The organism is Sunxiuqinia sp. sy24 (assembly GCF_052677165.1).
The window spans coordinates 22,845-35,789 of the sequence record NZ_JBQYLH010000025.1 but is presented as its reverse complement, the minus strand read 5'-3'; the positions used below and the strand labels follow the sequence as shown (position 1 = coordinate 35,789).

The following is a 12,945-nucleotide window of genomic DNA, read 5'->3' as shown; positions in this document are numbered from 1 at the left end:
ATGGTGATATGCAATTAGGTTCAAAATAAATTTATGTTTCTCAGCATGATTTTGTTCAGCTGGCTGGAAAGATGCCACTGAAAAAGAAGGTACTAACCTATTTTGCTGTGCTGTTGTTAAGCCTGTGGAGTAGCCCTGGTAGCTCTCAAAGTATAAAATAATAAATAGATGAACTGTTTACTAGCAAAAACTAGTATCTTGAGGGCTACAAAAATAAAAGCCTTGGTAGCGAGGAAGCTTAGTGAGTGGAGTGGAGGCTTGGATCATGGTATTGTTATAAATGGCTACCACGCGATGCAATCTTCACGACAGCGTGGGGCAATTAAGAACTGAGCTGCAATGAAAAAAGTAAAGATTATTCTATTATTCGCGCTGGCACTAACAGCATTTTCTTGTCAAAACAAAGTTGGATTAGAAACGGATAATTTATTGACTGAAACGTTTAATGAAAATGAGATTAAAGGTTTAGAATTAATGGTTGAATATGTTGACAAAATGGTTTTGGAAAAAACAAATGAAACAAACATAAACAATGCGTACCATTTATTTTTTGAGAAAATGTCTAACGTGATAAAAGACAGTTCTAAATTTTTAATTCCGTTTAGAGCAAACGCAAAGTATGAATATTTGGAGAAAATGGATACTACTGTTTTTAATGCCATTTGGCACATGAGCACTCACACAAGAATGGTAAGATACCAAGATACGATTTATAGAGACCTTGAAAATTTTAAAAATCTTAAATTGAAACCTGTTGGGGATTATATGAATTATTTGGAGAAACTTGGAGAAAATGATGACTTCTTTAAGTCACTTCATGAAAATATAAATATCTCGGGAGATTTGCCTACTGGAACAGCGGTTTATTTCCCCAGAAATCATGATAAATTTGACTTCAATATTCCTAAAAACAGATTGTGGGCTGCGATTTATATTTTAAGAATTGAAGAGCCATTTGAAATGAAAATGAAAAGATATCTGAATAGATAAAATTCAACCTCCGCTGGCGCGGATTTGTAATCCGTGCCTTGGTTGGAATTTCTAAATAAAAACTTAAAAAATTAACTTATGACTATTATGCCTTTCATTCCGATTATCGTTTCTGCGATTGTTTATCTGTCCCTAATTGTTGGAATACTTTATTTGATTTACCGCTGGGTGAGTAAGTTTATCGCCTTAAGAGAAGAGCAAAATGACTTGTTGCGGGAAATTATCGATAAATTGGAATCGAAATAAACAAGCAGCCCCTGCTTCCGTACGATTCTATCGTGTGGTTTAATGATCTCTCTGCTGGCGCAGATTTAAGGTTGTAATCCGTGCCCTGGTTGCAAGGCCAGAGAAATAGTAACCGCTAAAACAAATCATCAATAACAATTCTAAACAGGAAATAAATGAGTTGGAAATACACGTTTCTTACTTTTATTTATTGGCATTTAAAAATTACGCCAACCATTCTTTTCCAGATACTGTACTAACTTTTCAGGATAATCAGTTTGGATAATATTGGCTCCTTTTTGAATTACCCAGCCCCAGTTTTCATCCGGATTTTCCAGCGCTTTCGCATCGGTATGCCCGGTGCAAAGACTGGCCCAAAGTGTATTGACCCATACACGTGCTCCATTGGTTTTAATAAAATCCGATTCGGCCATGACTAAATCATTTTTTCTCAGGATGAACTCAAATCCAACCGGATCGTATGCCTCCAGGTGTTCTCTGATTTTTGTGGCAACATTTTCCTGTGAACTGGATAAAATTGGCATGTAAAAAATCGGTTTATTGGCAAACGACAAGTCCGCGATCACCTGCGAAGCATCTTTCCCCCCTTTAAGAATTATGTGGTCGGTGGTTCCTGTTTTTTGCAGTATTGGCCAGATCTCGTTCATCAATCCATAGGCTTTATCCAGGTTAAGCATTACTTTTCCTTTTGCTGTCAGCAAAGCTTCTTCAAGGGTGGGGATTTTATACTGGGTGAGCGCCGCATCCGCGCCGCCCTGATTATTTTTTAAATAAAATTCTTGCAATTGCTGAAGCGAATAATCCGAAACTTTGCCTTTGCCGTTAGTCGTTCTGTCGATGCTTGCATCGTGCATCAAAACCAGCTGATTGTCTTTCGTTTTCCGAACGTCCACCTCCACAATATCTACTCCCATGGCAATGCAGTTTTTGATACCTTGCAGGGAATTTTCAGGCGCATGGTGCCAATCTCCACGATGAGCTGCTACCAGTACATTTTTACTTTCTGAATTATTTAATTCCTCAATTATGCTTGTGATGTGGGCCGGTTTTTCCTGAACACAACTTAATATGAAAAACAGGATAGCGAAACTCAATAATGCTTTTCTCATGCTAAGATTTTATCTTTTAAGTTGATTATTGTTGAGAGGAATAGCTGCCAGTTGAGCGATGTTCATTCTTGCTTGTACAGGCTATTCTCTCGTAGTCGTTTTTTTCGAACAGTATCGTGTTCAATAAAATTGAACCGGCTGACTATTCCACGGTTAAAATCCCTCTTAAGCGAATATCTTTTGAAGAAGCACCAATCATAATACGGAAATCGCCGGATTCAACGACTCGTTTCATGTGCTGATCTAACATGCTTAATTCCTTCGGACCCAATTGAAAATGGATTAACTTTTCTTCGCCGGGTTTCAGGCTGATGCGTTGAAATCCTTTTAGTTCCGTTACCGGGCGTGCTACTGAGGCCAGTACATCGCGAATATATAATTGGATCACTTCATCTCCCTCTTGCTTACTATTATTTTTTACGGTGCAGGAAACTTCAACCGTTTCGTTATTGCGGATCGTTTTCTTACTAAATTTTAGCTTGCTGTATGTAAACGAAGAATAGCTTAGTCCATAACCAAATGGGAACAGTGGTTGTCCGGTTAAATTGTAGTAATCGTCACCGCGGCCGGTAGGTTTGTGGTTATAATACAAAGGACATTGTGCTTCGTGAACGGGAAAGGTAACAGGTAACCTTCCTGCCGGATTTTCATCGCCAAACAGTACATCGGCCAGCGCATTTCCTCCATTTTCGCCGGGATACCAGGCCATCAGAATTCCATTTGCCTGATCTATCCAGTTGTTCATGGTAATCGCACTTCCGCCCACCAGAACGACTACCGTTGGTTTTCCTGTTGCAGCAACTGCATTTATTAATTCTTCCTGGTGACCGGGAAGAGCAAGAAAGGCGCGGTCTTGAAATTCACCTTCATGAATCCCGGCAACCACAACTGCTACATCGCTGGATTCTGCTGCTTCAACGGCATCGGCAATTTGTTTTTCCCACGGATCTTCAACAGTGGTATTCCAAACCAGCTTTAATTTTACATTGCCGGTTGATTCGAAAAATTCAATTTTTAGATCGTATTCCTTTCCGGCTGTGAAATTGAAATCTTTAAGAATGGTTTGGTATGACTTTTTTTGCCAGTTGTCAATCAGTAGCTTTCCATCGAGCCACAACCGATACCCATCATTGCCTTCCAGTCCAATTTTAAAAGTTCCTGTTTTTGGGGCTTTTAAACGTCCAGTCCACCGTACTGAGTACCAGTCGTAAGCTAAATCAGGATGTGGTGAGAAAAGAGTCCAGCCAAATTGTATTTGATTGTCAATTCTGTTTACTTGCGGTTTTCCTTCAAGTTTTATATTGCTGAAATATTCTCCTTTTAGGCCCTTTCCAGTTTGTCCTTCATTTGTAGTTGATAAATATTCAGATGCAATGGTTTCATAGTCTGTTGAATGCAGAGAAACACCTTCTGAAAACGTAACTTTTTCTTTGCCAATCTTGTTGCGTATTCCATCCAGCATACTTACAATATTATTTCCCGGACCACTGTAACCTCCTAAACGTCCGGCTTTAGCATCGTACCCGATTAGGGCGATGGTTTTGTTTTTGTTTAAGGGAAGTATGTTTTGTTCATTTTTCAGTAATACCATTGATTTGGCAGCTACTTCCCGTGTTAGTTCTCGGTGTTGTTTACGGTTGTTCCAGTAGGCGGCTTGTTCCGGATCAACATATGGATTTTCGAATAACCCGAGTTCGAACTTAGCCCGCAATACTCTGCGAACTGCTTCATCAATTGCTTTTTCATCGATCATGCCTTTTTCGTAAGCCTCCCAAAATAAAGGATAGTGGTTATAAGCAGTTTGAAAGATCACATCCAAACCTCCCTCTACCGCATCTTCAGTAGCCTCAGCATAGTTTTTGGCGGTAAAGTGTAATACATTGGCACCGCCTGTAGCACCCGCATCGGAAATGGTGAATCCCTTAAATCCCCATTCCTCTTTAAGTTTATTGTTTAATAGCCAGTTGTTGGATGTACATGGTGTTCCGTCGAGCGAGTTGTAAGAGGTCATTACTGAGCGGGCTCCGGTTTCTGTAAATACTGCTTTAAAGGCCGGAAAGAAAACTTCTTCCAACAGTCTTTCGTTGTAATGAATCGGGTAGCTGTCGCGGCCACCTGCACCAACATTTGCCACAAAATGTTTGGGAGTGGTGATAACTCCGTTTCTTTCAAACTGACCAATAAAGGCTTTGGCCATTTGAGTGGTTAAAAAGGGATCTTCTCCGTATGTTTCTTCTGTGCGTCCCCAGCGAACGTCTCGTGCAATGTTTAATACAGGTGACAATATTTGCCGAATACCTCTCGATTTGGTTTCCATGGCGATTGCTTTGGCCGCTTGTCCAATAAGGGTCGTATCCCAGGTTGCAGCCAGGGCTATGGATTGAGGAAAGGCTGTGGCTCCATCTCGAACTAATCCGTGCAAAGCTTCATCGAAAGGAATAATCGGAATACCCAGGGGCGTTTCTTCAATAAAATACTTTTGAATTGAATTGATACGTTCGGCTACTTCGCGTGCCGTGCCAGAAGGGCCGTATTCCAGTAGCTGTGCAGCAGCATTAGCCTGTTTCCCTTTGGCAGCAACCTGAAATCCGAAGATTCCATTTTCATATTTTTCTTTTCCATCGCTTAAATCACCGGGGATCATAAACATCTGCCAAAACTTATTTTCCAGGCTCATTCTGCCCAGCAGATCATTGACACGTTGTTCTATCGGCAATTGCGGATTTTTGTATGGGTATACTTCCTGTGAATTTGCTTGAAACGTTGTGACCCCTAAAATGGTCAGAAATAAGATGTAGATTTTACTCACAATAAAGATTTTTATAGTACGCTGTTTTGTTCTGTTCTGCTCACAAAAATACAAATATTATTGGAAGGAACATTTCTTATACTAGCGACTTTATTCGTTTGACTTTGTGAGTGAGTGAGTGAGTGAGTGAGTGAGTGAGTGAGGCTTATTTGTTGTTGCGTGATGAATATAGGGGCTGCCCCAAAAGAAGAATGAAAATAATGAAGTACTTACAATTTGAACGTTATTCAATCTAACAGACGCCTAATTCCTCCCCGGTGGAGCTTGGGTGGGGGCATATACTTATTCAATTGAAAGTGCTAAGTCCTAATCGTTTTACTTATGGGACAGCCCACACCTTGTTTTCCAACAAAGTTTGCAAGCTTGTTTGGATTTGTAATTCGTGCCCCGCTTGAATGGATGCTCAAGAGTTTAAGCTGACATACTATTTTGTTCGAAAATAATGGATGAAGCCGTAAAATAGGTGATCTTTGTTATTCGTATATAAACCTAAAAATAATACCATGATTGCCCGATTCCAGAACTTTCTCTTACTTGCCCTGTTTGTCTTTGTTGTTTCCTGCACCGGAAAAAAGCAGCAGCCCTTTTCGTTTGTTCAGCTATCCGACACCCAGCTGGGATTTTACGCGGAGGGGTATGAACAGGATGTGAAAAAATTTGAACAGGCGGTCAGGCAAATCAATGCGCTTAAGCCTGACTTTGTAGTGATATGCGGCGACCTGGTCAATATGGCCAACGACAGTTCTTTTTCCGATTTTAAAGAAGTTATGGGTGGCTTTACAATGCCCTGCTATGTGGCTCCCGGAAACCATGACGTGGGAAACACGCCCACCAGCGCAAGCCTGAGTTATTACCGGGAAACGATTGGAAACGATTATTTCGAATTTGAGAACAAAGGTTATTCATTTATTGTCACCAATTCGCAATTGTGGAAAGCAAATGTGGAAGATGAATCCGACAAGCATGACCTTTGGTTTAAAGAAACGATGAAAAGCCAAGGCCTTAAAAAGCAAGCGGTGGTGGTTATCGGGCATTATCCGTTATACACCAAAACGCCCGAGGAAGAAGAGGCTTATTTTAATTTTCCACTGGAGAAAAGGCAGGAGTTGCTGGCCTTGTTTCAGCAAAACAACGTTCGTGCTTACTTGTCGGGACACACCCACCAGTTAACCATTAATCACTACGAAAACATTCAATTGGTTAGTGGTGAAACAACCAGTATCAATTTTGATAAAAGGCCTTTCGGATTCAGGCTTTGGCAGGCTACACCCGATACCTTAACACAACGTTTTGTGGCCTTGCAAGCTGAACTTGCGCAATAAGACAGGCCGGTTCCGCCAATAAAGCTGGCACCAATAGCCCCGCTATCGAATGATTTTGATCGCGTGGTGTACTGATCCATTTAGGTTCAAAACGAAACAACATGAACCTCCGGTGTGGAGATTCATGTTGTTAACTTAAATGTGAACATTCAAATTTGAAGCGATAAGGCTTACTTGTCAAATTCAGCAAGTAGTTCAGCATATCCTTCAAGGTCATTGTGTTTTTTTGCGATTTCTTTTAACGTGTCAATGTTTGTTTTTTCTTTAACAATTTGCCAGTCTTCAATTGCACCATCAAGATCATCCAGGGCAAACTTAGCATAGCCACGCAAAACCAAAAGGTTGGCGTCGTGAGGAAGATATCGGATTCCTTTGTCGAAATTAGCCAATGCTCTGCGTGGGTGATGGTTGATGTACAATAGCTTACTTCCTTTTTTAAAGTGTTTTGTTGCCTGTTCTTTAAAATCAGTCAGATAACCTGATCCATTGTCAATTTTAATTCTGCAAGCAACAGAAATTTCGCGCTGCATATCAACGTAGCCATCGTTGTTTGATCCAGGAATCCACATGCCGTTTGTTAATTTCAATACGCGAATAAGCTCATCATCAACGTCTGCAGATACACTGTTGATAACCCGAAAGTTACTTAGAGTTCCGTCGGTGGTTACGGTAAATTCAATGACTTCAGTTCCTTCGTAGCTGCTTTTAACAGCCGTTTCCGGATAAATCATATTCTCGGCAACAAAATCATTCAGACTAACTTCTTTGTCAGCCAGATTTACCGGTGTTGCTTTAAACAGTGGTGGCCTTACCTCAATTTCACTTTCCATTTTGTGATACTGAGCTGATGCTCCCAGCGAGAGCACCATAATTAGTACGAATAAAATACTTGTTCTCATGGCTTTTAGTTTTGCGTTAATACAGGGGGTGTTTGCTTTCTTTTTACAATTTGAATGTTCAGGAATTAATCTGATACAAAGTTAATTGGGGTGAAAGTCCAAAGCATAGTAAGCATGTTCTGATTAACTTAAAATAAAGCCAAGGGCTATAATTATAGCCAGTTCAGTTTAGTTTATGTTGAAATTCTCTTTTTGCGGGGATTTATAACGGAAACGAGGTATTGTTGACTGTGACTAAGAGGATTAAGAAACCCGCAGGTGAAAGTTTTGATCAGTCGGGAAAGGCTTTCAGGCAGGAGGGCTTTCCATTAACAGGGATGTTAGCTGGTAGCTAAAGCAAATTATTGCTGAACAATTCCTTTTTCGCGTAAAAGATCTCCGGCGCGTTCGTGTTCCTGCAGGTAGCTGGCTTCCATGTCGGCCAGTATCTGGCGAAATTCGGGTTCCTGCCGAAGGTTATCAAGCAGGGGCCAGTACTTCATGCTGACTACAAACAAGCGGGAACATGGTTTTTGATGGTCTCTTACCTGGCGTAAATATTCCAGGGCTTTTTCCGTGTTGCCCATGGCCGAATACACGCAGGCTAAAGCGGCGTGGGAGAAATAGATCTGTGCAAAAAAGTTGTTTAGTTTTATTTCATCCTGGCAGATTTTCAAGGCCTTTTGATAGCCTTCCTGCGCTTCTTTATGCATACCGTTTTTTTCGTAAACAAAAGGCAGGATCATGGCACTTTCGCTATTGATGTATTTCCCCCCGTATTTTAACAGATACTTGTAGGCCGCAGGATAGTCGCGAAGCCAAACGGAGTTGATCATCATGTAATACAGGTTATCGGTATGGGTTGAATCTTTTTCATAGATGCGCAGGCAGTAGTTCATAGCTGGTTCAAAATTCCCCGACATGGTCTCAATTTCGTTCATCGCTTTGAAGTATCTGATCGAGTCGTTGTAAAGATGAAGCATTTGCCGGGCATAGTTTCTTGCCACTTCGGGGTAACCTACGTAGGTTAAGATCCAGCCAACTTGCACCAATATTAACGGTCGCATGGCCATTTTGTCCGGCATCACTTCATTGTAGCCCAAAAAACTCTTGAGGGCATTGTAGTTATCTCCGGTGCTCAGGAAGTGCGAGAAGGCGAACTCGTAATATTCGCTTAGGTTTTCTTCGTTTATGGGTAGTTCCTGAAATAACTCGTTAGCTTTTTCAGGCATTCCCTTCAGCAAATAATACCGACCCTCCAAAGCCAGGGCATTCCAGTTCTTGTCGTCGTATTTCAGAGCCTTATTTATCATTATCAAGCCCGAGTCAAGGTATTGATCTTTTAAATAGATGTTGCCCCAATAGGCAATATTTCGGATATAAAAATCACCAAGTTGTGCCCATGCATCGGCAAAGGTTGAGTCCAGTTGAACAGCCTGCTGAAATAACTGTTTGGCTTTTAGGCGTTCTTGCCAGGATTGTTGCAGCGGCTGTAACTCAAAAAGTCGTTTATAGTCCAGGCCCCGCAAGTATAAATTATAGGCCGTGGGGTTGACTGTTGGGATTTTACGGATCTGTTTTTTCTCATCTTTGGTGATTACGGCATCCAGTTCATTAGCAACCAGCAAAGCCAGTTCGCTTTGAACCTGGAAAATGTTATTCATGGTTACCTCCCGTTCAAAAGGCTTTGACCAGAGGTGCCTGTCGGTGCGGGTTTCAATTAATTGAAGCCGGATTCGAATGGTGTTTTTGATGGTCTGTGCGCTACCTTCCAGAATGTAATTTACTTTGAGTTCTTTCCCGATTTCCCGACTGCTTTTGGGCGAGTTCCGATAATGTTCAGCCGAGGTTCTTGAAACCACGCGCAAATCGCTGATTAAACAAAGCTTGTTTAGAATTTCTTCCATCAATCCTTCCACAATGTAGCTATAACCCGCTTCGGGACTGTCGTCGATAAATGGCAGCACAACAATCGATTTTTCGATGTTTTGCTTTTGAACCAACAAGGGCATTACGACCAGACCTCCCAGAATTGCGAGGAGAAGGATGCCTACTGTTGAAACTATTCGCTTACGATTCCGGCTGGCCCAAGTGCCAGTGTTCGGCACCTTATCCAGGGTGGCAAAAGGGGTAGGGGCAATTGTTTCTTGAAGTTCTGTTTCACCCGGAGAGAACCCGTAATAGTCGTGAAAACACTTGATAAAATAGTTTGGGCTGCTAAAACCAACTTCGTAAGCTGTTTCGGAAACATTAAGTTCTCCATTTTTCAAATATTTGAGCGCTTTTCGAAGCCTTATTTCCCGGATAAAACAGCTAACCGATTTGTGAGTGATCGAATGCACTTTCAGATAGAGGTTTGAGCGGCTCATGCCCATTGCTTTTGCCAACTCGGATACCCCAAAATGTTCATCTTTCAGTTTTTGCTCGATTGTTTCGGTTAAACTGTTTATGAATGACGAATCGGATGTATACCTCTTGCTCATGGTTGTTGAGCTTGTTAGTTGATTTCTTGTTTTTTAGGGGACTTGCCATTGAAAAAACAATCTTTGAATTTTACGGATTTGCCTGCAATTGGTTGGGCAAAAAAAGCAATGTTTTATACCTTCCGACACCTCGTCAGCGCTCTTGCTTTTCGTCGCTCTCGTGTTAACGGCTACAAGAGAGCAACTGACAGGCATTTGCAGCTGCAGGTGTTCAATCAATGAGATTTGTTAACGTTTTTTGGCTCACTGTTTTGTCCATTAAAGGGAAGTCGAATACATGTTTTCGCTATTCTTAACGGTTAGCCTAAAGCGGCTCCAATCAGAATTCTTTTCTTATTTGGGTATGCGGTTTATTAGGGAGGCAACAGCTCTTAGGCTTTATGGAGGGAAATAAAAAAGAAGCTGTTTAAAACAACATGATGTGAGTTATGCGAGATGAAACCGGGTTTGATTTTAAAATCATTCCGAGGTTTAGTTACATCGCATTACTCACATCATTGGTTGTTACTCCTTATGCAAATGATCCATTAGGGGTGGGGTGGAGCTTATTCCACGATAATTTCATCAATGAAAATAAAAACGCCCTGGTTTTTCACCCTTTGGTAAGGAGCTTTAACCCGAATATATTGACAGTCGGTTGGGGCAAAGTTCAGTACAAAGGTTTCTGTTTTAATATCGGGAGTTTTCGGAATAGTTGCTCCTCGGTTATTCTCCCAGGTTTTTAGCGTTTTGAAGTTTTTTCCATCGCTTGATACGGCTACTTCCATTCCTGCCGGGAAATAGATGCCCGCTCCGGTTTCTTCAATGCAGCTCATGGCAACTTTCGAAATGGTAAGGGCTTCTTTCAGGTTAATGGTTGCCGAAAAATCACGGCTTAAAATACCCAGCCATTTGCCATTACCCCATTTATCACCGCCAAAGTCGGCATCCACCAGCGTGTAACCTCCCTGTGCTTTGTAATTGCCATAGGGTTCAGAATCCAGCGTGACTTCGGCACCGCATGCCTTGTGCAAAATAGCGTCCTTGGTTTCTGTGCTTACCATTTTGTTGCCATCTTTTATGGCAATGGCTTTTGTGGGAGTTGATTTGTCAAGCGTGAATGGCTGCGTGTAGTGTATTGCCGTTTGTTGATTTGGTTCAGAGCCATCAAGCGTGTAATAAATATCCGCATGGAGCTCAGTCTCCAGTTCAACGTTTAGCTTTTTGGATTCTTTATCTAACTGAAATTTAATTTCGGGACGGTAGGCGCTGGGCGCATAGTTTACATCCATGGCGCTGTAGCGTTCAATCATCCGGTTCATTTTGTGCTGAAAATGTGTCCAGTCTTTCTTGTCCGGAGCTTGCCAGGCAATTTCCGATAAGGCGGCAATACGTGGGAAAAGCATATATTCCACCTGGTTTTCATCTGGCATGTATTCGGTCCAGAGATTGGCCTGAACGCCTAATATCCGGGCCCGGGTTTCGGCATCAGCTTCCGCAGGGATCGGTTCGTAGTTATACACTTTCTTTAGCGGCGCATAACCCCCAAATGCTTTGGGCTCGTTTTTGCTTAAGCTTTGGTAATGATCAAAATATAAGTGAGAACCGGTTGTGAGTACCATGGGGTGCCCTTTTTCTAAGCTGGCAGTAACACCGGCTTCTCCTCCCCAGTACATAATGGTGGCCGATGGCGATAATTCCCCTTCCAGAATTTCATGCCAGCCAATCAATTTCCGGCCTTTCGATTTGAGGTATTCATCAAAGTGGTTGACAAAATGACTTTGAAGTTCGTGAGGCGTGTAGCCGTTTTTCTTCATCGTGGCCTGACATTGGGCACAGGCTTTCCAGTTGCTTTTGCCAACCTCGTCGCCTCCAATATGGATGTATTCTGAAGGGAATAATTCGAGCACTTCATCCAGGACATCTTCCAGCAGTTGGTAACTATCCTGATTGCTGGCACAGTAAACGCCAATGTTTTTAAGGCTTTTGCCGTGTTTGTCCTTGCAAAGTAAATCGGGGTAGCATTGCATAACAACTTCCGAGTGGCCGGGCAACTCGATCTCGGGCAATACGGTAATCTGTCTTTCTTTGGCGTAGGCTACAAGCTCTTTAATTTCTTCTTGCGTATAGTAGCCGCCGTATTTGGGCCTTGAATCTCCGGCTTTCCAAACTTCATAGTCTTGCCAGGGTTTTTTACCCTCTTTTACAACCCGCCAGGCGCCGATATCGGTTAGTTCCGGATGCGATTTTATTTCAATTCGCCAGCCAATGCCGTCAACCAAATGCCAGTGAAATACATTCAATTTATGCATGGCCAGGTAATCGACGTACTCTTTTACAAAATCCAGAGGCATAAAATGCCGGGAAACATCAAGGTGTACACCACGCCAGCCAAAGCGAGGACTGTCGATGATGTTGGCAGCAGGCACAGCCAATTGTTGAAGTGGCTGTGCCTCCAGTTCTTCCGGAAGCAGTTGGCGTAGGGTTTGCACAGCATAAAATAATCCCTGAGGACCGGCCGAGCGGATTCCAATTTTATTTTTAGCGATTTGAAGCTGGTAGCCTTCCTGGCTTAATGAGTCGAGTCCGGCGTCGTACTCAAAAACAACGGCTGATTTTGGTTGGCTGTTTTCGTCCCAAACAACCGCTAATTGTTTATGAAGAATTTCCTGCAATAGGCTTGCCGCAGGCAGCATGGTCGAGTCGTTGATAACGATGGATGTTTTCTCCTTGAAAACAAAAGCTGGCTGATCCTCAGCTTGTATCGATAGCGGCTCAGGAATAACTTGAATTGGCTGAGTTTCTATCTCTTTTTGGCAACTATACAGAAGAAGTATAATTGCAACGAAAACAAAAGGTTTTGTAGTAATCATAGTCGTATCTTATCGCGTGAATTTATAGATTGAAGTTCTTTTGGCACAAAAGAATGGAATTTATTCCAAATTAGGAAACTTAAGAAATGTGCTTGTTTTTGAACCTTGCCGACAAGCGCTACAAAAGTTGAATAAGTGATTCGTGTCCGGTAAAAATAAACAAACCGGGCTAGCGCTTCGGAAAGTCATTGCAGGCTTGTTGGTCAACGCTCGCAAGTTGTCCCATTAGGGTGCATCGGGTTTGCTGCCAGGCGTG

General features: G+C 42.1%; 8 protein-coding genes. 3 read left to right on the top strand and 5 right to left on the bottom strand.

What is annotated here, in order from left to right; all coding sequences use genetic code 11:
* Positions 1-339 precede the first annotated feature (339 nt).
* Both ACUNWA_RS17780 and ACUNWA_RS17775 read left to right on the top strand, forming a co-directional pair.
* Positions 340-990 (top strand): hypothetical protein, encoded by a 651-nt coding sequence (locus tag ACUNWA_RS17780; RefSeq protein WP_445593273.1) that lies wholly within the window; start codon positions 340-342, stop codon positions 988-990.
* Between the two features lie 78 nt (positions 991-1,068).
* On the top strand, positions 1,069-1,236 hold the full coding sequence (locus tag ACUNWA_RS17775) for a hypothetical protein (protein WP_445593272.1): 168 nt from the start codon (positions 1,069-1,071) through the stop codon (positions 1,234-1,236).
* A 197-nt stretch (positions 1,237-1,433) separates the two neighbouring features.
* On the opposite strand, the gene ACUNWA_RS17770 is transcribed toward ACUNWA_RS17775, so the two are convergent.
* Together ACUNWA_RS17770 and ACUNWA_RS17765 are read right to left on the bottom strand one after the other, a co-directional pair.
* Entirely contained in the window at positions 1,434-2,345 is a 912-nt protein-coding gene (locus ACUNWA_RS17770) for a glycerophosphodiester phosphodiesterase family protein (RefSeq protein WP_445593271.1), read from the bottom strand.
* A 142-nt stretch (positions 2,346-2,487) separates the two neighbouring features.
* The gene (locus ACUNWA_RS17765) at positions 2,488-5,154 is read right to left on the bottom strand and encodes a glycoside hydrolase family 3 C-terminal domain-containing protein (protein ID WP_445593270.1); all 2,667 of its coding nucleotides are present in this window, start codon (positions 5,152-5,154) and stop codon (positions 2,488-2,490) included.
* A 503-nt stretch (positions 5,155-5,657) separates the two neighbouring features.
* Here ACUNWA_RS17765 and ACUNWA_RS17760 point away from each other — a divergent pair.
* Positions 5,658-6,476, top strand: a complete 819-nt coding sequence (locus ACUNWA_RS17760) for a metallophosphoesterase (RefSeq protein ID WP_445593269.1) — start codon at positions 5,658-5,660, stop codon at positions 6,474-6,476.
* A 170-nt stretch (positions 6,477-6,646) separates the two neighbouring features.
* On the opposite strand, the gene ACUNWA_RS17755 is transcribed toward ACUNWA_RS17760, so the two are convergent.
* The 3 genes from ACUNWA_RS17755 to ACUNWA_RS17745 all read right to left on the bottom strand — a co-directional run bounded on the left by ACUNWA_RS17755 (position 6,647) and on the right by ACUNWA_RS17745 (position 12,689).
* The gene (locus ACUNWA_RS17755) at positions 6,647-7,375 is read right to left on the bottom strand and encodes an energy transducer TonB (protein WP_445593268.1); all 729 of its coding nucleotides are present in this window, start codon (positions 7,373-7,375) and stop codon (positions 6,647-6,649) included.
* Positions 7,376-7,716: 341 nt separating this feature from the next.
* On the bottom strand, positions 7,717-9,837 hold the full coding sequence (locus ACUNWA_RS17750) for a helix-turn-helix domain-containing protein (RefSeq protein ID WP_445593267.1): 2,121 nt from the start codon (positions 9,835-9,837) through the stop codon (positions 7,717-7,719).
* 545 nt (positions 9,838-10,382) lie between these two features.
* A complete protein-coding gene (locus ACUNWA_RS17745; RefSeq protein WP_445593266.1) occupies positions 10,383-12,689 on the bottom strand; it encodes a glycoside hydrolase family 20 protein in 2,307 nt (768 codons plus the stop codon).
* Positions 12,690-12,945: the final 256 nt, after the last annotated feature.